The following is a 20,546-nucleotide window of genomic DNA, read 5'->3' as shown; positions in this document are numbered from 1 at the left end:
ATGTTCAGCCATGTGACGCTCGGCACCAACGATGTGACCAAGGCTGAACCCTTCTACGACGCGATCATGGCGGTGCTCGGCCAGCCGTCGCTGATGAAGCAGGGCGGCTCGCTCGCCTATGGCTCGTGGACCGGCGAAAAGATTTTCATCGTGCCGCCCTTCGACGGTCGCCCCGCAAGCCACGGCAACGGCGAGCACATCGCCTTCATCACGCAGGACCGCGCCATCGTCGACGCCTTCCACGCCGCGGCGCTGGCCAATGGCGGCAGCGACGAAGGCGCGCCGGGACTTCGCCCACATTATCACGCCAACTATTATGGCGCCTACGTCCGCGACCCGGACGGCAACAAGTTGCAGGCGGTCTGCCATCGCTCGTTGAAGGACTAACCGCATGCCAGCCATGCGAAAGCAGCGGGTGGTCGAGGCCGTAACAACCGGCTAAAGCCCGGCCTCACGACCGCAGGAGCCGCACCCCTTGCACGCCCCCGTCGAGCCGCAAAAGGCCGGTACGCCGCAGCTCTTGCCGTCGCGCATCCTCGCGCAGTTCGCCATCGTCACCCTGATCTGGGGGTCGACCTGGCTGGTCATCCGCGGCCAGCTCGGCGTGGTGCCGCCGACCTGGTCGGTCGCTTATCGCTTCCTGATCGCCGGCGCCGTCATGGCGGTCGCCTGCCTCGTGACCGGGCGCAGCCTGAAGCAGCCGGCGAAGGCGCACGGCTTCTTCCTGGTGATGGCGCTGTTCCAGTTCTCGCTGAACTTCAACTTCGTCTATCGCGCCGAAGCCTATGTCACCTCGGGGCTCGTCGCCGTGGCCTTCGCGCTGCTCGTGGTGCCCAATGCCATCCTGTCGTGGCTGTTCCTGAAGCAGCGCGTGACGCTCCGCTTCGCCTGGGGGTCGCTGCTTGGCATCGTCGGCGTCGGGCTGATGTTCTGGCGGGAGTTCGACAGCGCCGGCGACGGCGTCGCGATCGGCCTGTCGCTGACGCTGCTCGGCGTGCTTGCCGCCTCGATCGTCAACGTCATGCAGGCGACCGAGATGGGACGCTCGCTCGACATTCGGGCGGCGCTCGCCTGGGCGATGCTCTACGGCGCGGCGGGCAATGCGATCTACGCCTGGGTGACGGTGGGGCCGCCGGTGATCGCATGGACGCCGACCTATATCGCCGGCCTCTTCTATCTCGGCATCGCCGCCTCGGCGGTCGCCTTCACGATCTATTTCGACATGATCCGCGCCATCGGCCCGGCGCGCGCCGCCTATTCGAGCGTGGTCATTCCGCTGGTCGCGATGGCGCTGTCGACAATCTACGAAGGCTATGCGTGGAGCGCCCCGGCCCTCGCCGGCGCCGCGCTGGTCTGCGCGGGTTTGTACATCGCGCTGAGGGCAAGGTCGCGCTGACGGCTGAGCCGCGCTTCGAGCGGATGCGCGCCTTCCCAGTCACCCCACTACCGTCATACCGGCGAAAGCCGGTATCCAGACCGACCATCGACTGGATACCGGCTTTCGCCGGTATGACGGATGTGTTGGGGGGGCAGGCGGTCACGCTGCCCGGCTAGCCTCAAGCTCCCGGCACAGCCGCCACACCTTCTCGGGCGTCGCCGGCATCTCGAGCTGCGTGCCGTCGAGGGCGTCGATGATCGCGTTGATGATCGACGGCATCGCGCCGATCGTTCCCGCCTCGCCGCAGCCCTTGGCGCCGAGCGGATTGTTGGGGTTGGGCGTGCCCAGCGTGTCGAATTCGACACGCGGCATGTCGTCGGCGCGCGGGATGCCATAATCCATGAAGCTGCCGGTCAGCAGTTGCGCGCCGTCGCCATAGACGATGTTCTCGATCAGCGCCTGGCCGAGCCCCTGCGCGATGCCGCCGTGCACCTGCCCCTCGACGAGCATCGGGTTCATGATCGTGCCGAAATCGTCGACGAGCGAGTAGCGCGCGACCTTCACCATGCCGGTCGCCGGATCGACCTCGACCTCGGCGATGTGGCAGCCGTTCGGCCAGGCGGGCTTGGGCGCGGGGATACTGTATTTCGCGCGGCCGTCGAGTGCCTGCGGGTGCTTCGCCGCCAGCTCGTGCAGGCTGATCGTGCGGTTGGTGCCGCGCGCGCTGAACAGCCCTTCGGCATAGTCGATCTCGGCCGCATCCAGATCGCCGGCGGCGAGGGCCTTGCCGCGCTCGATCATCTCGTCGGCGGCGACGATGATCGCCCCGCCGCCCCACACCAGCGAGCGCGAGCCGCCGGTGCCGTGGCCCTGGTCGAGCCGCTCGGTGTCGCCCTGCACGATGCGCACCCGGTCGATGTCGATGCCGAGCTGGTCGGCGAGCACCTGCGCATAGGCCGTCTCATGGCCTTGCCCGTTCGACTGCGTGCCGACCGCCGCCTCGACGATGCCGTCGGCGGCGACGCGGATGTCGGCGAATTCCTGTGTGCCGCCGCCGCCCGCGATCTCGACATAATAGCAGAGGCCCCGCCCATAGCGCTGGCTGCGGCGCACCGCGTCGGACTTGCGCGCGGCGAAGCCCGCCCAGTCGCTCTGCCGCACCGCCTTTTCGAGCACCGCCGGATAGTTGCCGACGTCGAAGGTAAGGCCGAGGCCGTTGGCGTGCGGCAGCTCGTCGGGACGCAGCAGGTTGCGGCGGCGGATCTCGTCGACGGAGAGCCCCGCCTGCCGCGCCGCCGCCTCGATCAGCCGCTCCATGATGTAGGCGGATTCGGGCCGTCCGGCGCCGCGATAGGCGTCGACCGGCGCGGTGTTGGTGATGACGCCGTGGACGGCGTTGTGGATCGCCGGGATGCGGTAGACGCCGCCGATGATCGTGCCGCCCGCCATCGTCTGGATCGCCGGGCCGAAGGTCGATTGATAGGCGCCGAGGTCGGACCAGGTTTCGACCTTCAAGGCGGTGATCATCCCTTTCGCATCGAGCGCCAGCACCGCATCGGAGACCATCGCGCGGCCGTGCGTGTCGGTCTGGAAGGCGTCGGAGCGATCACCGGTCCACTTCACCGGCCGCCCGAGGTCGCGCGCGGCGATCAGCACCAGCGCATATTCCGGGTAGACGAAGCTCTTCATGCCGAAGCCGCCGCCGACGTCGCCGGTGATGACACGGATCTGCTCGGCGGGCACGTTGAGGATATGCTTGGCGAGCTGGTCGCGCATCCCGGCGACGCCCTGGCTGCCGGCGTGGAGCGTGTAGCCGCCCTCCGCGTCCCACGACCCGACCGCGGCGCGCACCTCCATCGAGGTCGGCGCCACGCGGTTCTGCACGACGCGCAGCCGGGTGACGTGCGCGGCACCGTCGATCGCGGCCTGCGCCGCGGCCGCGTCGCCTTTCTCCCACAGGAAGATGTCGTTGCCGCCCGGCCAGATTTCGGCGGCGCCGTCGGCGATCGCTTCGTCGATGGTGGTGATCGCGGGCAGCTCGTCGAAGTCGACCTCGATCGCCTCGGCGGCGGCGCGCGCGGCCTCGCGGCTGTCGGCGACGACGAAGGCGATGCCGTTGCCGACGAAGCGCGCCACGTCGGTCAGCAGCGGGTGCGGCGTCTGCACCTTCGACAGCGGCACGATGCAGGGAATGCCGCCATAGCCGGCGACATCGGCGGCGGTATAGATGGCGAGCACCCCCGGCATCGCCTTCGCCGCCGCCGTATCGATGCTGGCGACACGCGCATGGCCATAGGGGCTGCGCAAGGTCACGCCATAGGCCATGTCCGGCAGTTGCACGTCGTCGGTGTATCGCCCTTGGCCGGTCAGCAGCCGGTCGTCCTCGATGCGCTTTACCGAATGTCCGCCGAACTTCATGGGGTCGTCTCCACACAGGCGCGCAGGCCCTCGCGGTAGTTAGGGTAGCGCAGGCGATAGCCGAGGTCGCGCTTCATCTTGCCGTTCGCGACGGCGCGGCGCTCGCTGTAAAAAGCGCGAGCCGGCGCGGAAAGTTCGTCGGGCGTGACGAGCGGCGGGTAGGGGACGCCCGCCAGGTCGCAGGCACATTCGGCGACGGCGCGGCTGGTCGCCGGTTCGTCGTCGGCGACGTTCCACACGCCGGGTCCACGCTCGAACGAGGCGACCACCGCACCGACGATGTCATCGACATGGATGCGGCTGAACAAATGTCCCGGCGCATCGACCCGCGGGCTGCTCAGCCGGTCAAGCGCCGAGCGTCCCGGCCCATAGATGCCCGGCAGCCGGAACACCCGCATGTCCGCCCGCAGCGCCTGCCACGCCAGATCGGCCGCCGCCCGCGCCGAGCGCCGCCCGGTCCCGACCGGCGCGCTTTCATCGACCCATGCGCCGCCCGCATCGCCATAGACGCCCGTCGAGGAGAGATAGCCGACCCACTCGGCCGCCGAGACGCGGATGGCTTCGCCGTAGCGCTCAAGCACCGGATCGCGCTCGCCCTCGGGCGGCACCGACAACAGGATATGCGTCGCCCCTTTGATCGCATCGAGCATCGCCGGATGGTCGAACGCGAGCAGCGTGTCGCTGCCCGTGCGGCTGGTGCCGATCACGTCCCAGCCGGCGTCCCACAGCCGCGTGGCCAGGCGGGCGCCGGTGTAGCCTTGTCCGATGATCAGCAGGCGGGGCATGGGCGCTGCTTATCGCATCACCTCCCCGACGGGGAGGGGTAAGGGGTGGGCGTTCGAGCGCCCGTGTCGCCCGATCAAGTCAACCGCGTCAGCCGAGCCCACCCCTTACCCCTCCCCCTCGGGAAGGGGAAAGATCACTCGATATCCGCCGCGCCGATATTCTCCGCCTTCCACTTCATCGCCGTCGAGACGCGGGTGTGGCCCGAGGGGTGGTCGAAGAAGATGATCTCCTCCCACGTTGACGGTTCGATCTTGCGATAGGTGGACAGCTTCATCGCCACCTTGGCAAAGCCGTCGGGCGCGCGGGCGGCGGCGAGGCCGAACACGTCGGCCTCCTGCTCGTGCATGCGCGTCAGGCTGTTGGTGAAGGGCGTCGCCAGCATGAAGTAGACGGCGAGCACGATGAACGCCGCCGGCACCGCCGCCGGATCGGTGACCTCGGTCACGCCCCAGCGCCCGCCCCATTTGCGGAGCAGCACCGGCACCAGTTTCGCCACCGAGAGATAGGCGAGCAGAATGATCACGCCGAAGCCGAGCAGCAGCGAGAAGCTGTGGTTGAGCACATAATGCCCCAGCTCATGCCCCATCACCGCGCGGACCTCCGCGGGCGTACCCTGGTTCAGCAGATTGTCGTTGAGCGAGATGCGGATCGTCGGCCCAAGGCCGGAGACGTTTGCCGAGATGCGCGTCGTCTGCCGCGACTGGTCGACGACATAGACATTGTCGGCGGGCACGGTGTTGGCGCGCGCCATCGACAGGATCTGCTCGCGCAGCGGCCCCGCCTCCATCGGCGAGTATTTGTTGAATAGCGGCGCGATCGAGACCGGCGCCACCATCAGCAGGATCGCGACGAACACCAGGGTCGCGGCCGCACCGATTCCCCACCAATTCTCACGATAGCGCCGCACCAGCGCCAGCAGCCCGCCGATCAGCAGCGACATGACGACGATGCTGATGGCGAGACCCATCGTGCCCTCGCTGAACCACGCGCCGAAGCTCTGGTTGGAGAGGCCATACTGATGCTCGCGATAATATTCCTGATACCAGGACCAGGGTAGCGTCATCAGCGAGATGATCAGGATATAGGGCGCCGCCCACAGCAGCGAGCGCAGGAACGGCCGCTGCGTCCGTCGCCCCGCCCAAGCGGACAGGCGCGCCGACCAGCCGAGCCGGAGGAAGATCAGATTGGTGACGATGCTGACCACCGCCCCCCACAGGATCAGCCAATAGCCGCCTTCGAAATAGGCGTCGGACTTGGCGCGCGCCGCCCCCGACAGCGTCGCCATATAGGCCTGCGTCGCGGCCTCGGCATCGAACGCCGGCGCGGTCTCTTGCGCCATCACCGGCACGGCGGCGCACAATGCCGCCGCCGCCAGTCCCAATCCCAATTTCCTCATCTTCGTTCTCCCCCCGGATGCGGCCGCTATTCGGCCCCGAAGCCCTTGAATGTCGTCCCGAAGAAATCGCCCTTGTTCCAGCGCGGCCGCTCGGCCACGTCGGCCAGCTCGCGCGCCACGGCATAGTTCACCGCGGCGAAGCGGGCGGCGGCGGCATAGTTGATGCCCTGCGCCAGATCGTCGTTCGGGCGGTGATAGCGGGTGGCGCGGAACACGCGGTCGGCCTCGGCGCCGCCGTTGCCCGGCCCCGTCTTCAGGAACACCGACGGCACGCCCTGCTGGACGAAGCGATAATGGTCGCTGCGGGTGAAGATGCCCTGGTCGGGGCTGGGGTCGGCGGCGAGCGCGAGGCCCAGCCCCTCGGCCGCGCGCTTCACCGCGCCGCCGATCGTCGAGCGGTCGCCGCCATAGGCGACAACGTCGGTGAAATCATGGATGAGGATCGGCATATCGAGATTGACGTTGGCGACGATCCCCGCCTTGGGCACCGTCGGGTTCTGCGCGAAATAGTCCGCGCCGACGAGGCCCTTTTCCTCGGCGGTAACCGCGAGGAACATCACCGTGCGCTTCGGCTTCACGCCGTCCTGCTGGAAGCCCTTCGCCACCTCCAGCATCGTCGCGATGCCCGAGGCATTGTCCATCGCACCATTGTAGATGGTGTCGCCGTTGACCGCCGGCCCGACGCCTTCATGGTCGAGATGCGCCGACAGCACGACGACCTCGTCCTTCAGCTTGGGGTCGCTGCCGGGAATGACGCCGGCGACGTTCGAGCTGACGCCGGTGCCGACCTTGTTCTCCAGCGCCACCGCGGCGCGCAACGGGAGGGCAAAGCGCGGCATCGGCACCGCCGTCGCCGATTCCGCCGCCGCCATCAGCTGCGAAACCGTGGCCGGCGCACCGGCGAACAGTTTCTCGGCGCCCGCGAGGCCAACGGTAGCGATCGGCGGCGCGCTCGGCGCCGGGAACCAGGGCTTGCCCGCCTTGTCGGTCCAGGTCATGCCCGCGCTGTCGAAGCTGCCCTTCAGCCGCGCGAACGGCAGCACCTTCTCGCGGGTCGGCGTGTAGACGGTGATGATGCCCGCCGCGCCGCGCGCTGCCGCCAGCTGCCGCTTGGTGACGGCGTTGCCATAGTGCGCGCGCTCCTCGCCCTGGAACCACTTTGGCGCGCCGAACAGCACGACGACGATCTTCCCCTTCACGTCGAGGCCCTTGTAGTCGTCATGTTTGTAGCCGGGCGCCGACACGCCGAAGCCGGCGAACACCAGCGGCGCGTCGAGCTTCACCTGCGGCAGCGGCGTTCCTGCCGGCACATAGTCGTCGCCGAAAATCAGCGGCACCGCCGCCCCGCCGCGCGGCGTCAGGGCAATGCTGCCCTTTGACGGCGTAAAGGTCGTCATCGGCACTTTCTGCAGGAAGCTCCCCGCGTCGCCCGCCGGGGTCAGGCCATATTCGATGAAGCGCGACGCCACATAGGCGGCTGCGATGTCATATTCTTGGGTAGCCGCTTCGCGCCCGCGCATCGAATCGTCGGCGAGGAAGCTGATATGCGCGCGGATGGTTTCGGTGCTGGGCTTGTAATTCTCGGCCTGGACGCCCGTCGCCGCCAGCACCGCAACCGCCGCTACCCACTTCTTCATGCCTGCTCCGCTCGCTGAATTTTGGGGAAGGCTAGCGCGGCGCGCGGGCGATCACCAGTCTTCCGGATCGGGGCGGGGCAGGGTGACGATGAACACGGTGCCGCCGGTCGGTCGCGGCTCGGCACGGATGTCGCCGCCGTGGGCGCGGACGATCGACCGGCAGATGGGAAGGCCGATGCCCATCCCGGACTCTTTGGTGGTGATGAACGGTTCGAACAGCCGGTCGGCGACCGCGGGCGGCAGGCCGGGGCCGCGGTCGGCGACGAGCAGCTCGATGTCGTCGTCCTCGGTGGCGCGGCTGGCGATGGTCAGTTCGCGCTCGCCGTTGGCATGCATCGCCTCGACCGCGTTGCGCACGAGGTTGAACACCACCTGCTGCAGCTGGATGCGGTCGACGAGCACGATATCGGCGTCGGGATCGAGCTTCAGCTTCACTTGCGCGCCCTGGGTCAGCGCGTCGCTGTGCGCGATGCCCACCGCCTCGCGGACGATCGCGGCAAGGCTTTCCGGGCGCCGATCGACCTCGCCCTTGGTGATGAAGCGGCGCAGGCGGTTGACGATCTGCCCGGCGCGCACCGCCTCGTCCGACACGCGGTCGAGCACCGCGGCGACCTCGTCGTCGCTGCCATCGACCGACAGCATCATCTGCGCGGCGGCGGCATAGTTGGCGACGGCGGCGAGCGGCTGGTTCAGCTCATGCGCCAGCGACCCCGCCATCGTGCCCATCGCGCTCACCCGCGACACATGGATCAGCTCCTGCTGGGTGCGCGTCAGCTCGGCCTCCGCCTCCTTGCGGCGGGTCACGTCGCGAAACACCAGGATCGACATGGCCAGCTTGCCGGCGGCATCGAAAACCGGCTCGCCGCTGTAGACGGTGTAGGCTTCGCGCCCGTCGGGGAAGCGGGCGCGCGCCTCGCCCGGCCCGATGCGCTCGCCGCGCAGCAGGCGCGACAGCGGCCGTGCCGCCATCGGGATCGGCTCGCCGCCTTCGTCGAGCACGTCGAAGCGGCTGTGGATCTCGCCGATGGTCAGGCCCAGCAGTTCGGCCTCGGGCGCGGCGGTCATGCGGGCATAGGCGTCGTTGGCGAACAGCACGCGTCCTTCCGGCGACACCGCGGCAACGCCTTCCTCCAGGCTGCGCAGGATCGCCTGCAGCTCGGCCTCGCTCTCGCGCAACTGCTGGTTGGTGCGCTTCAGGTCGGTGATGTCCTCGACGCACACCACGAACTGGCGCGGGCTGCGTGGCATCTGCGCCGAGGTGACGCGCACCTCCATCCGCCGGCCATCGGGCAGCACATAGGTCTTCTCGAACGGCTCGGCCTTGCCGGTCGCCCGCGCCTGTTCGGCGGCGATGCGGTCGCGCTCCAGATGGTCGGGGTGGGTCACGCTCACCCAGTCCCATGCCCCGCTCTCGAACGCGGCACGCGTCCCGCCGGTAATCTCCAGCAGCCGGTCGTTGATCGCCAGCGTCTCCTGCGTGTCGACGTCGATGATGCACATGCCGACGACGCCCGATTCGAACACGCCGCGAAACCGCGCCTCGCTCGCCTCCAGCGCGGCCTGCGTTGCATAGCGGTCGGTGACATCGCGCACCGACAGCATGGCGAACTCGATCTTGCCGTCGGCGCCGAGGATCGGCTGGCCATTGTAGATGAAATGATGGATCTGCCCGCTCTTCTTGAGCCGGGCGACGATGTGCAGGTCGCGGATCGTCTCGCCGCGCAGGATGCGCAGGATCGGGCGGTCGGCGCTCGGGATCGGCGTGCCGTCGGAGAATTCGACATCGAAAGAGGTGAACAGCTCGTCGAGGTTGGCCCAGTCGCGCTCACCCAATTGCTCGGCGTAGAGCTGCGCATAGGCGCGGTTGAAGAAGCCCTGCTTGCCGTCGGCGGCGATGGCGATCACGCCCTCGTTCATATTGTCGAGGAGAGCGCGCAGTTGCGCGTCGCTGGCGTGGGCGAGCGCCTGCGCGGTGCGGCGGTCGTGGACATCCTCCAGGCTGCCGTACCAGTGCTGGTCGGCGACATCGAAGCGCCCGCGTACCCGTGTCCAGCGATAGCCGCCGTCGACCGTGCGCATCCGCATCTCGCCGTCGAAGAACGTCCCGTCCCGCACCGCGGCGATCGCCACCTCGCGGATCGTCTCGCGGTCGGCGGGGTGGACGGGGTCGAACGGCTCCATCCCGGTGGCGCCCGGCGGCGGCAGATCGAGCGGCGATCCATGCGAATCCTCGGCGAAGGTTACCCGGCCCTCGCGGTCGGCGGTGATGAAGACGGCGGGGTAGGTGCCGGCAAAGCGCGGATCGAGCGGGGAGAGCGCGGCCCTGCCGCCAGCGTCGCTGGGATCGCGCGTCGTTGTCATGGCCGCAATCCTTTGCACATCGACCGGCCTGCCGGAACCGCTTTTGCCGCAGGGTCTTTCGCGTCGCGTCCGCGATCACTAGATGGGGTCAGGCCCGCATGATTTCGCTGCGGGGGCGTAACGAGTTGCCTTTGCGTGGCCTGTTGCGCATTCAAACGACGTTAAGGCTATCGGGGGCATCAGCGCGACATGAGTATGCGATCGAACATCGGCGACCTCCTGAAGTCGGCTTTCGTGCCCGACGATCAGGTGATGCCGCGCGCGTTCCTCGACCTGCTGGACCAGCTGGCCGCGCTCGAGGAAGGCAAGCCGCGGCCCGGCGCGCTGTCGGACGAGGCGTTCAAGGACCAGATCGCCGCGGTCATTCCGCAGCTGCGCGCCTTCGGCCGCTCGCTGTCGGGTAGTGCCGACCGCGCCGACGACCTTGTGCAGGAGGCCGTGCTGCGCGCCTGGGCGGCGCGCGAGCGTTTCCAGGAAGGCACCAGCTTCAAGGCATGGACCTTCACGATTCTGCGCAACCTGTTCCTCAGCCAGATGCGCCGCACCCGCTTCACCGCGGAGTGGGACGAACTTGCCGCCGAGCGCGTGCTCGCGGCCCCCGCCGATCAGGACCGCCATATCCACGTCGCCGACGTGCAGCGCGCATTGAACAAGCTGCCCGCCGCCCAGCGCGAGGCGCTGGTGCTCGTCGGCGCCGGTGGCGTCACCTATGAGGAAGCCGCCGAGATCTGCGACTGCCCTATCGGCACGATCAAGAGCCGTGTCGCCCGCGGCCGTACTGCATTGATCGCGATGATCGAGGGCACCGAGGAAGACCAGCTCGAGGCGCTGGAAGCGTAATCAGGCTGCGGCAGGCTGCCGCAGGCGATTTTCGCGGAACCAAAGGTCGGACGGGCCGTTATCCTCTTGTCCGCCTACCAAGCCCCCCGCTCTGGCGGACATCTAACCGGCCCGCGCCTCATCCCCCCGATGGCGCGGGCCGCTTTGCGTTTGTGGGGGCTTTCAGGTCAGCTCGGGATTTCCTGCTTTGACGCCAGCACCGCATGGCGGGCATGGCGCAGCGCCGCCTTCACATCGGCGATGGTGAAGCTCGATCCCTCGACCTTGGCCAATTCCCGCCAGCTTACCGGCACCGCGATCGGCGCGTTGAGCCGGGCGCGGGTGGAGAAGGGGGCGATGGCGGTGGCGCCGCGCTGGTTGCGCAGCCAGTCGATGAAGATGCGGCCCGCGCGTCCCGCCTTCGACATTTTCGAGGTGAAGCGGTCGGGGTGGGCGCCGGCCATCTCCTCGGCGAAGTTCTTGGCAAAGGCCTTCACTGCCTCCCAGTCGTGCTTCGGCGCCAGTGGCGCGACGAGGTGCAGGCCCTTGCCGCCGGTCAGCAGCGGCCAGCAGTCGAGGCCATGGTCGGCCAGCCTTTTTTTCACTTCCTTCGCGGCTTCTCGCACTGCGTCGAAGCCGAGCCCCTCATCCGGGTCGAGGTCGATCACCAGCCGGTCGGGCCGTTCCAGATGGTCGATGCGCGATCCCCAGATGTGGAATTCGAGCGTCCCCATCTGCAGGCACGCGATCAGCCCTTGCACATTGTCGATATAGACATAGGGCTGCGCCTTGCCCTTGGTCTCGTCGATCCGCACCTGGCGGACGCCGGCGGGGAAGATGCCGCTGTCATGCTTCTGGAAGAAACATTCCTTGCCGCGCCCCTGCGGGCAGCGGACCAGCGACAGCGGCCGCCCGGCGACATGCGGCAGCATCGCCTCGGCCACCGCCTCATAATAATCGACCAGCTCGCGCTTGGTGGCGCCAAGCTCGGGGAACATCACCTTGTCGGGGCTGCTGATGTGCACGCCCGATCGATTGAGCTCGCCGTCGACGGTCACCGCCTTGTCGAGCCCGATCTCCTTCGCCGGCTTGTCCGCGCGCAGCCCGATGAAGCTGCCGTGGCGGACGAGGCCATCGGGGGTGATCTCGCCGAACGCCACCTCGGCGACCAGCTGCGGCTTGATCCATTGCGCGCCTCGGCGCGCGTCGGCGGTCAGCTTGTCGAACGCCGGCTTGTCGACCGTCAGCGGCTTCATCCGTTTGGCGATGTCGGCGATGGTTTTCGCATCGAAGCCGGTGCCGACGCGCCCCGCGTACTTCAGCTTGCCACCCTCGTAGGTGCCGAGCAGCAATGACGCGAAGCCGCGGCCCTTGTCGGATTTCGACCAGCCGCCGATCACGAACTCTTGCCGCTTGACGCATTTGACCTTCAGCCAGGAGGTCGATCGCTTGCCGATGTACTTGCCGTCGCCGCGCTTGCTGACGATGCCCTCGCCGCCGAACTTGCAGAGCGTCTGCAGCACCTGCTCGCCGTCGCCGGCGATGTGGTCGGAATAGAGCAGGGGGTCGCCGACATCGGCGATCAGCGGCTGCAACCGCGCCTTGCGGTCAAGCAGCGGAAGGTGGGTGAGGTCGGTGCCGTCGAGCTCCAACAGGTCGAACGCGAAGAACTTCAGTTCGCCGCCGTCCTTCAGCGCGTTCTGCAGCTTCGAAAAGCTCGGCATGCCCTTGTCGTCCAGCGCCACCACCTCGCCATCGATCGCCGCCGACTGTGCGTCGATGGCGGCGGCGGCGCGGGCGATCGACCCGAACTCCTCAGTCCAGTCGTTGCCCTTGCGCGTATAGGCCGCGACCTTGTCGCCCGACTTCACCAGCAGGCAGCGATAGCCGTCGTACTTGACCTCATGCACCCACTGACTGCCGGCCGGCGGCACGTCGGCGAGGGTGGCGAGCTGCACATCGCGGAATTTGGGCGGCGGCGCTGCCTTCGTCGCGCGCTTCGGCTTCACCCCCTCGGCGATATCGGCCATCGACCGGCCGGTCTTGATGCTGGTGACGTTGTCGGCGGTCAGGTCGGTGTCGCTGCTGGCGAACTTGTCCTCGACCTTGCGCAGCAGCCAGTTCTCGCGCCCGCCCGGCTTGTCGGGCTTCAGCCGGACGAGCAGCCACTCGCCCTTCATCCGCTTGCCCTTCAAGCGGAAGTGCAGCTTGCCCGATTCCAGCCCCTCGCGCGGATCATGCAGCGGCTCCCAGCTGCCGTCGTCCCACAGCATGACGGTGCCGCCGCCATATTCGCCCTTGGGGATCGACCCTTCGAAGCTCGCATAGCTCATCGGATGGTCTTCGGTGCGCACCGCGAGGCGCTTGTCGTCGGGGTTGCAGCTCGGCCCGCGCGTCACCGCCCAGCTTTTCAGAACGCCGTCGATTTCCAGCCGGAAGTCATAGTGCAGCCGCGTCGCCGCATGCTTCTGCACGATGAAGCGGTCGCCGGTGCGCACGGCGACCTTGCCCGGCGGCTCGGGCGTCTTCTTGAAATCGCGCTTGGCATTATAGGCGCTGAGCGCATCCTTGGCGCGGGCGGCCATCAGCTCAGGCGCGCTTGCGCGCCGGGGCCTTGGCGGGCGCCTTCTTCGCCGCGGGCTTAGCGGCCGGCTTGGCCTTCCCCTTCGCCGGCGACTTCTCCAGCGACGCCTTCAACGCCGCCATCAGGTCGACGACGTTCGACGGCTTCACCTCGGCCTCGTCGTTCGCCGCCTTGATGGTGCGCTTGCCCGACAGCTTGCGGTCGATCAGCGCGCGCAGCGCATCCTCATAGCGGTCGTGGAAAGCGTCGGGGTCGAACTTCTTGGTCTTCTTCTCGATCAGCGTGGTCGCCAGCTCCATCAGCTCCGCCGGCGACTCCTCGTTGCCGATGCCGCGGAAGAACTGCTTCGCCTTGTTCACTTCCTCGGCATAACGCAGCGTTTCCAGTACCATGCCCTGGCCGCAGGGCTTCAGCGCGCAGATATATTCGCGGCCGCGCAGCGCCAGTTGCCCCAGCCCGACCTTCTTGGTCTTTTTCAGCGCGTCGCGGACCACGCGGAACGCTTCCTCGGCGAGGTCGTCCTGCGGCACCACGAAATAGGGCTTGTCGAAGTAGATTGCGTCGATCTCGTCGAAATCGACGAACTGCGTCAGCTCGAGCGTCTTCTTGCTCTCCAGCTTGACGCCTTCAATCTCCTTCTCGTCGAGCAGGACATAATTGCCCTTCTCATACTCATAGCCCTTGGCGATGTCGGCGGGGTCGACGGCGCCGAGGCCCGGCACCGTCTTCTCGTACTTGATCCGCTTACCCGACGGCTCGTGGATCTGGTTGAACGAGATGCCGCCCGCCGACCGGGTCGCGCTGTACAGCTCGACCGGAATCGACACCAGCGCCAGCCGAATCTGTCCCGACCAATAGGCTCTGGCTGCCATAAATCACCATTCCTGCTTCCTCGGACGCGCGAGTCAAACGGGAGTCTCCGGGAGTCGTTCCGGACACGTGGCGGAATCCGCGATGACGCGGGTTGCGCGCGGCGGCTCCACAGCGCACCTACGGCGGCAAGGAGATCGTTCATGCTCGACGCCGCGTCCACGCCCCAGGTCACTCGCCTCGCCGACTACCGCCCGCCCGCCTGGACGGTCCCGGCAATCGCGCTGGACTTCGATCTCGACGACAAGGCGACGCGCGTTACCTCACGGCTGACGGTGGAGCGCGGCGAGGGCGGGCCGCTGGTCCTCGATGGCGAAGGGCTGCGGCTAATTTCGCTAAGCGTCGACGGCAAGCCGCTCGGCGACGGCGACTACAGCTACGCCGACGACAAGCTGACGATCACGCTCAACGGCGATTCCCATATCGTTGAAAGCGTTGTCGAAATCTCGCCGATCGCCAACACACAGCTCATGGGCCTTTACGCCTCGGAAGGCATGCTCTGCACCCAGTGCGAGGCGGAAGGCTTCCGCCGCATCACCTTCTTCCCCGACCGCCCCGACGTGCTGTCGCGCTTCACCGTGAAGATGACCGCCGACAAGGCGCGCTACCCGGTGCTGCTGTCGAATGGCAACCGCGTCGCGGCGGGCGAGGGCAAGGACGGTCGTCACTGGGCCGAGTGGGAGGACCCGTTCCCCAAGCCCTGCTATTTGTTCGCGCTCGTCGCCGGCGACCTGTCGGCGCTGAAGGACGAGTTCGTCACCGCCTCCGGCCGCAAGGTGGAGCTCGGCATTTGGGTGCGCGAGGCCGATGTGCCGCGCTGCCGCCACGCGATGGATGCGCTCAAAAGCTCGATGCGCTGGGACGAGCAGGTCTATGGCCGCGAATATGATCTCGACCTGTTCAACATCGTCGCCGTCTCCGACTTCAATTTCGGCGCGATGGAGAACAAGGGCCTCAACATCTTCAATTCGAAATACATCCTGGCCGACGCCGATACCGCGACCGACCTCGATTTCGACAATGTCGCCGCCGTCGTCGCGCATGAATATTTCCACAACTGGACGGGCAATCGCATCACCTGCCGCGACTGGTTCCAGCTCTCGTTGAAGGAGGGCCTGACCGTCTATCGCGACCAGGAATTTTCCGCCGACCATGGCTCGCGCGCGGTCAAGCGTATCGAGGATGTGCGCATGCTTCGCGCCGTGCAGTTCCAGGAGGATTCGGGGCCGCTGGCGCACCCGGTTCGTCCTGAAAGCTACATGGAGATTTCCAACTTCTACACGGCGACCATCTACAACAAGGGCGCCGAGGTCATCCGCATGCTGGCGACCCTGCTGGGGGCCGATCGCTACCGCGCGGGCTGCGACCTCTATTTCGACCGGCACGACGGGCAGGCGGTGACCATCGAGGATTGGGTGAAGGCGCATGAGGACGCCAACGGCCTCGACCTGACGCAATTCCGCCGCTGGTACGCGCAGGCCGGCACGCCGCGCGTCGCCGTCAGCAGCCGCTACGATGCGGCGTCGAAGTCGCTCGAAATCGACCTCGCGCAATCGACCCCGCCGACGCCGGGTCAGGACAGCAAGGCGCCGTTCCACATCCCGCTCGACGTCGCGCTGTTCGGCCGCGACAGCGGCGCGCGACTGGGCGACCCGCGCCTCATCGAGTTGAAGGATTCCAGCGCCACCATCCGCCTCGACGATGTCGCCGAGCCGCCGGTGCTGTCGATCAACCGCGGCTTCTCCGCCCCCATCGCCATCGACGCGCCGCAGACCCGCGAGGAGCTGGCGCATCTGTCGGCGCACGACGACGACCCCTTCGCCCGCTACGAGGCGCTGCAGCGGCTGGCGCTGCTTACGCTCACTGACGCCATCCGCCGGGGTGACGAGGTGGCCGACCCGGCACTCGTCGATGCCGTCGCCGCCACGCTCGACAGCGGCCTCGACCCGGCGTTCATCGGCGAGGCGGTGCTGCTGCCGAGCGAAGCCTTCATCGGCGACCAGATGCCGACCGTCGATCCCGACGCCATTCATGGGGTACGCGAGGCGACGCGCCGCACCCTCGGCAGCCAGCTCAACGACCGCTGGTGGAGCGCCTATCGCGCCAACCGCGACAACCGCTACGAATTGAACCCCGAGGCGAAGGGCCGCCGCCGTCTGAAGAATGTCGCGCTTGGCTATCTCGTCGCCGACGCCGACCCGAAGGCGGTGTCGACGACCTTCGAGCAGTTCGGCGACGCTGACAACATGACCGACCGGCTGGCCGCGCTCGGCCTGCTCACCAGCCTTGAAGTCGGCGAGCGCGAGGCAGCGCTGGCCGCGTTCCACGCGCGCTACAAGAATGACCCGCTCGTCCTCGACAAATGGTTCGCGACGCAGGCGCTGTCGACGCATCCCGACGCGCTCGACCAGGTCATCGCGCTCAGCCGCCACGCCGATTTCTCGCGCACCAACCCCAACCGCTTCCGCGCGCTGATCGGCTCGTTCGGCGCCAACCAGCCGCGCTTCCACGCGGCGGACGGCGGCGGCTATGCCTTCCTCGCCAACGAGGTGCTGGCGGTCGACGGGCTCAATTCGCAGTCGGCCGCGCGCATGGTACAGCCACTCACCCGCTGGCGCCGCTTCGGCGCCGACCGCGCGGCGCTGATGCGCGCCGAGCTGGAACGGATTCTGGCCACGCCCGGTTTGTCGAAGGACGTGTACGAGGTCGTCTCGAAGGGCCTTGCCTGACCATCAATCTCTTGCGGCATGAGGGGAACGCCGTGGCCACAGGACTGATCGCGCTGCTCGACGATGTGGCGGGCATCGCCAAGATCGCGGCGGCCTCGCTCGACGATGCCGCGGGGCAGGCGGCGAAGGCGGGCGGCAAGGCGGCGGGCGTCGTCATCGACGATACCGCCGTCGCGCCGTCCTACGTCGTTGGCTTTGCCGCCGAGCGCGAGCTGCCGATCGTCTGGAAGATCGCGGTCGGGTCGCTGAAGAACAAGCTGCTGTTCCTGCTGCCGGCGGCGCTGGCGCTGAGCCTGCTCGCGCCCTGGGCGATCACCCCGCTGCTGATGGCGGGCGGCGCCTATCTCTGCTTCGAGGGCGCCGAGAAGCTTTACGAGAAGCTGGTGCCGCATCCCGAGGGCGACGGCAGCAGCGTCGGCGAAGTGATCGCCGATCCGCACAAGCTGGAGGCGGAGAAGGTCGCCGGCGCCATCCGCACCGACCTGATCCTCTCCGCCGAGATCATGGCGATCACCCTGGCGACCGTCGCCGACGCCAGCTTCGTCACCCGCGCGACGGTGCTCGCCGTCGTCGGCATCGGCATCACCATCCTCGTCTATGGCGTCGTCGCGGTGATCGTGAAGGCCGACGACATGGGCATGGCACTCGCCCGGCGCAGCTCAGCCGCGCTCGCCGCCTTCGGGCGTGGGCTGGTCAAGGCGATGCCGGCCATCCTCGCCGGTCTTGGCGCGGTCGGCACCGCCGCGATGATCTGGGTCGGCGGCGGCATCGTGCTGCACGGCATGGAGGAATATCACCTCACCGGCCTGCCGGGCTGGGTGCATCACACCGCCGTCGCGGCGGGCGAGGGCTCACCCGTGGCGCACGGCTTCGTCGAATGGGCGGTGGGCGCGGCGTTCGCCGGCGTGTTCGGGCTGGTGGTGGGCGGCATCATCGTCGCCGTCCTGCACCTGATCCCGCGCAAGGCCGCCGCCCACTAACCCACCGCCCGTCATACCGGCGAAAGCCGGTATCCAGTTTCAGAGCACACACCGTCCCATCCGCTTACCCTGAGCAAGTCGAAGGGTGAGTGCTCGCACGGCTGGCTGGATACCGGCTTTCGCCGGTATGACGGTTAGGGGTGTGGACTGATCAGTCGTCGAGCGCGGCGTACACCATCGTCCGCAGTTCCCGCCGCACCGGATAGGTGCTCGACGGGATCAGCTGCGTCATGAAGATTGCCACCAGCTCCTCGGCCGGGTCGATCCAGAAGAAGGTGCTCGCCGCCCCGCCCCAGGAATAGTCGCCCGCCGAGCCGGGGATCAGCGTCTTCGCCGCATCCATCGTCGTCGCGAAGCCAAGCCCGAAGCCGACGCCCGAATAGCTGGCTTCGGAGAACAGCGACACCGACAGCGCCGGCAGGTCGACGCCACCGGGCAGGTGATTGGCGGTCATCAGTTCGAGCGTCTTGCGGCTGACCAGCCGGTGGCCGCCCGCGGTGCCGCCGTTCGCCAGCGCCTGCGCGAACTTCATATAGTCGCCCGCCGTCGACACCAGCCCGCCGCCGCCCGACATGAAGCTCGGCGGCTTCAGGAAGGTTGAGGTCGCCGCATCGTCCTGCACCTCGATGCCGCCCGCCTTGGTCGGCTGGTAACAGCTCGCAAAGCGGTGCGCCTGACCCTCGCGGACGTGGAAGCCGGTGTCGACCATGCCCAGCGGATCGAAGATGCGCCGCTGCAGGAACTCCTCGAACCGCTCGCCGCTCACCTTCTGGACGAGATAACCGAGCACGTCGGTCGCCACCGAATAATTCCACTTCTCGCCCGGCGAGAATTCGAGCGGCAGGCTGGCGAGGGCCGCGATGAAGCCGTCGAGATCGCCGTCCTTCTCGATCTCGCCGATCTTCGCGGCGCGATAGGCGGCATCGACATTGGTGCGCAGCTGGAAGCCGTAGGTGAGGCCGGCGGTGTGGCGCAGGAGGTCGACGACCTGCATCGGCCGCTCGGGCTTCTTAGTCTGGAAGCCGATGCGATGCGTCCCGCCCGCGAACACGCCGAGGTTGCGCCATTCGGGGATGTAGCGGTGGACCGGATCGTCGAGGGCGATCAGCCCTTCCTCGACCAGCATCATCAGCGCGATCGAGGTGATCGGCTTGGTCATCGAATAGATGCGGAAGATGGTGTCTTCGCTGATCTTCAGCCCGCGCTCGATATCGGCATGACCGCGCAGGCCGACATGCGCGATCTCGCCGCGCCGCGCCACCATCGTCAGGGTGCCGGGCAGGCGGCCCGCGTCGACATATTTCTTCGCGAGGAAATCGTCGATCTTGGCGAGGCGCTTGGCATCAAGGCCGGTCGATCGGGTGCGCGTCAGCATTTTCAGCCTTCCTTCGCGATACGCTCGATCGCGGCGACCGCGCGATCCACTTCTTCGATCGTATTGTAATGGCAGACGCCGACGCGGGCGAGACCGCCTGAATTGGAGAGGCCCAACCGCTCGATCACCTCGACGGCGTAGAAGCTGCCCGACCAGATGAAGATATTCTCCGCGGCGAGCTTCTGCGCGATCACCCGCGGGTCGATGCCGTTCAGGGTGAAGGCGAAGGTCGGCACGCGCTCCTGCATCGTCTGCGGCCCCCACAGCCACAGCCCGGGCACCGACAGCAGCCCGTCGAGCAGCCGCTGGCCCAGCCGCGTCTCGTAGGCGGCGAGCGTGCCGATGCCGCCAAACGCCTCGATATGCTCGATCGCGCCGAGCGTGCCCGCCTGTCCCTCGAACGACGGCGTGCCCGTCTCCCACTTCACCGCCGGCGGCGAGGCGGGGGAGGGGCGCAGCTTGTAGGCGGTCAGCTCCTCGAGCAGCGCCTCGCGCCCCCACATCACGCCCTGGTGCGGCCCGAAGAATTTGTAGGGCGAGGCGACGAGCAGGTCGCAGCCGAGCGTCGTCACGTCGACCGCCATGTGCGGCACCGACTGGACGGCATCGACATAGACGAGCGCTTGCGGGTTGGCGTCCTTCGCCGCCGCGGCGATGGCGGCCACGTCGTTGATCGTGCCTAGCGCATTCGACGCATGGCCGACCGCCACCAGCCTTGTCCGCTCGCTCAGCACCTCGCCGAGCGTGTCGAGCCGCAGCCGGCCGCTGTCGGGATCGAGGTCGATCCAGCGCACGGTCAGCCCGCGGTCCTTCGCGACCAGCAGCCACGGCGCGACGTTCGCGTCGTGGTCGAGCCGGGTCAGCACGATCTCATCCCCCTCGCGCCAGCGCGCCGACAGCGCGCGGGACAGCGCGAGCGTCAGCGAGGTCATGTTCGGCCCGAACGCCACCTCGCCCAGCTGGCCGCCCAGGAAGGTCGCAACGGCGGCATGTGCCTCGCGCGTCAGCCGGTCGGTGGCGATCGCGGTGGCGAAGGCGCCGCCAGCGTTGGCGGTGCCGCTTTCCATATGCTCGACCATGCGGGCGATGGCGCGGCGGCAGACCTGCGTGCCGCCGGGCGCGTCGAGGTAGAGGCGCGGGTAGCCGCCGTCATCGACATGCAGCGCCGGGAACTCGCCACGCACCTTTTCCACATCGAACATCGCCCTCGGCC

At 67.9% G+C, this 20,546-nt stretch carries 14 protein-coding genes; 5 read left to right on the top strand and 9 right to left on the bottom strand.

The genetic code is table 11. The features are described from left to right. Both ACFOMD_RS09645 and ACFOMD_RS09640 read left to right on the top strand, forming a co-directional pair. A complete protein-coding gene (locus tag ACFOMD_RS09645) occupies positions 1–387 on the top strand; it encodes a VOC family protein (protein ID WP_380860491.1) in 387 nt (128 codons plus the stop codon). Positions 388–475: 88 nt separating this feature from the next. Beyond that, positions 476–1,396, top strand: a complete 921-nt coding sequence (locus tag ACFOMD_RS09640) for a DMT family transporter (RefSeq protein ID WP_380860488.1) — start codon at positions 476–478, stop codon at positions 1,394–1,396. 141 nt (positions 1,397–1,537) lie between these two features. On the opposite strand, the gene ACFOMD_RS09635 is transcribed toward ACFOMD_RS09640, so the two are convergent. The 5 genes from ACFOMD_RS09635 to ACFOMD_RS09615 all read right to left on the bottom strand — a co-directional run bounded on the left by ACFOMD_RS09635 (position 1,538) and on the right by ACFOMD_RS09615 (position 9,976). Next, positions 1,538–3,796 carry a xanthine dehydrogenase family protein molybdopterin-binding subunit gene (locus tag ACFOMD_RS09635; RefSeq protein WP_380860485.1) on the bottom strand — a complete coding sequence of 753 codons (2,259 nt, stop codon included), beginning with the start codon at positions 3,794–3,796 and terminating at the stop codon, positions 1,538–1,540. Continuing rightward, positions 3,793–4,581, bottom strand: coding sequence for an SDR family oxidoreductase (locus ACFOMD_RS09630; protein ID WP_380860482.1), 789 nt, complete (start codon positions 4,579–4,581; stop codon positions 3,793–3,795). The genes ACFOMD_RS09635 and ACFOMD_RS09630 overlap by 4 nt, the downstream gene beginning before the upstream one ends. Before the next feature lie 134 nt (positions 4,582–4,715). Continuing rightward, positions 4,716–5,978: a M48 family metallopeptidase gene (locus ACFOMD_RS09625; RefSeq protein WP_380860479.1), complete on the bottom strand. Its 1,263-nt coding sequence runs from the start codon at positions 5,976–5,978 to the stop codon at positions 4,716–4,718. A gap of 26 nt (positions 5,979–6,004) precedes the next feature. Further along, complete coding sequence (locus tag ACFOMD_RS09620) at positions 6,005–7,615, bottom strand: M28 family metallopeptidase (RefSeq protein WP_380860476.1); 1,611 nt, start codon at positions 7,613–7,615, stop codon at positions 6,005–6,007. A 51-nt stretch (positions 7,616–7,666) separates the two neighbouring features. Then, positions 7,667–9,976 carry a PAS domain S-box protein gene (locus ACFOMD_RS09615; RefSeq protein WP_380860473.1) on the bottom strand — a complete coding sequence of 770 codons (2,310 nt, stop codon included), beginning with the start codon at positions 9,974–9,976 and terminating at the stop codon, positions 7,667–7,669. Between the two features lie 189 nt (positions 9,977–10,165). On the opposite strand from ACFOMD_RS09615, the gene ACFOMD_RS09610 reads away from it, so the two are divergent. Beyond that, positions 10,166–10,816 (top strand): sigma-70 family RNA polymerase sigma factor, encoded by a 651-nt coding sequence (locus ACFOMD_RS09610; protein WP_380860470.1) that lies wholly within the window; start codon positions 10,166–10,168, stop codon positions 10,814–10,816. 167 nt (positions 10,817–10,983) lie between these two features. Here ACFOMD_RS09610 and ligD read toward each other — a convergent pair whose 3' ends face one another. Together ligD and ku are read right to left on the bottom strand one after the other, a co-directional pair. Beyond that, the gene (gene ligD, locus ACFOMD_RS09605; protein ID WP_380860467.1) at positions 10,984–13,380 is read right to left on the bottom strand and encodes a DNA ligase D; all 2,397 of its coding nucleotides are present in this window, start codon (positions 13,378–13,380) and stop codon (positions 10,984–10,986) included. 4 nt (positions 13,381–13,384) lie between these two features. Beyond that, positions 13,385–14,251 (bottom strand): non-homologous end joining protein Ku, encoded by an 867-nt coding sequence (gene ku, locus ACFOMD_RS09600; RefSeq protein ID WP_380860464.1) that lies wholly within the window; start codon positions 14,249–14,251, stop codon positions 13,385–13,387. 141 nt (positions 14,252–14,392) lie between these two features. On the opposite strand from ku, the gene pepN reads away from it, so the two are divergent. Together pepN and ACFOMD_RS09590 are read left to right on the top strand one after the other, a co-directional pair. After that, positions 14,393–16,978 (top strand): aminopeptidase N, encoded by a 2,586-nt coding sequence (gene pepN / locus ACFOMD_RS09595; protein WP_380860461.1) that lies wholly within the window; start codon positions 14,393–14,395, stop codon positions 16,976–16,978. 32 nt (positions 16,979–17,010) lie between these two features. Further along, positions 17,011–17,958, top strand: coding sequence for a DUF808 domain-containing protein (locus ACFOMD_RS09590; protein ID WP_380860458.1), 948 nt, complete (start codon positions 17,011–17,013; stop codon positions 17,956–17,958). Positions 17,959–18,109: 151 nt separating this feature from the next. Here the strand turns inward: ACFOMD_RS09590 and ACFOMD_RS09585 are convergent, their stop codons facing one another. Both ACFOMD_RS09585 and ACFOMD_RS09580 read right to left on the bottom strand, forming a co-directional pair. Next, positions 18,110–19,333: a serine hydrolase domain-containing protein gene (locus ACFOMD_RS09585; RefSeq protein ID WP_380860455.1), complete on the bottom strand. Its 1,224-nt coding sequence runs from the start codon at positions 19,331–19,333 to the stop codon at positions 18,110–18,112. 2 nt (positions 19,334–19,335) lie between these two features. Next, the gene (locus ACFOMD_RS09580; RefSeq protein WP_380860452.1) at positions 19,336–20,535 is read right to left on the bottom strand and encodes a cysteine desulfurase-like protein; all 1,200 of its coding nucleotides are present in this window, start codon (positions 20,533–20,535) and stop codon (positions 19,336–19,338) included. Positions 20,536–20,546: the final 11 nt, after the last annotated feature.

Source organism: Sphingoaurantiacus capsulatus (assembly GCF_042648405.1).
In the GTDB taxonomy this organism is placed as follows: Bacteria; Pseudomonadota; Alphaproteobacteria; order Sphingomonadales; family Sphingomonadaceae; genus Sphingoaurantiacus; species Sphingoaurantiacus capsulatus.
This window is presented reverse-complemented; position numbering and strand designations above follow the sequence as displayed.

Coding starts and splice junctions, on each gene's coding strand:
- ACFOMD_RS09645 (WP_380860491.1), top strand. CDS start 1: ATGTTCAGCCATGTGACGCTCGGCACCAACGATGTGACCAAGGCTGAA.
- ACFOMD_RS09635 (WP_380860485.1), bottom strand. CDS start 3,796: ATGAAGTTCGGCGGACATTCGGTAAAGCGCATCGAGGACGACCGGCTG.
- ACFOMD_RS09630 (WP_380860482.1), bottom strand. CDS start 4,581: ATGCCCCGCCTGCTGATCATCGGACAAGGCTACACCGGCGCCCGCCTG.
- ACFOMD_RS09625 (WP_380860479.1), bottom strand. CDS start 5,978: ATGAGGAAATTGGGATTGGGACTGGCGGCGGCGGCATTGTGCGCCGCC.
- ACFOMD_RS09620 (WP_380860476.1), bottom strand. CDS start 7,615: ATGAAGAAGTGGGTAGCGGCGGTTGCGGTGCTGGCGGCGACGGGCGTC.
- ACFOMD_RS09615 (WP_380860473.1), bottom strand. CDS start 9,976: ATGACAACGACGCGCGATCCCAGCGACGCTGGCGGCAGGGCCGCGCTC.
- ACFOMD_RS09610 (WP_380860470.1), top strand. CDS start 10,166: ATGAGTATGCGATCGAACATCGGCGACCTCCTGAAGTCGGCTTTCGTG.
- ligD (WP_380860467.1), bottom strand. CDS start 13,380: ATGGCCGCCCGCGCCAAGGATGCGCTCAGCGCCTATAATGCCAAGCGC.
- ku (WP_380860464.1), bottom strand. CDS start 14,251: ATGGCAGCCAGAGCCTATTGGTCGGGACAGATTCGGCTGGCGCTGGTG.
- pepN (WP_380860461.1), top strand. CDS start 14,393: ATGCTCGACGCCGCGTCCACGCCCCAGGTCACTCGCCTCGCCGACTAC.
- ACFOMD_RS09585 (WP_380860455.1), bottom strand. CDS start 19,333: ATGCTGACGCGCACCCGATCGACCGGCCTTGATGCCAAGCGCCTCGCC.
- ACFOMD_RS09580 (WP_380860452.1), bottom strand. CDS start 20,535: ATGTTCGATGTGGAAAAGGTGCGTGGCGAGTTCCCGGCGCTGCATGTC.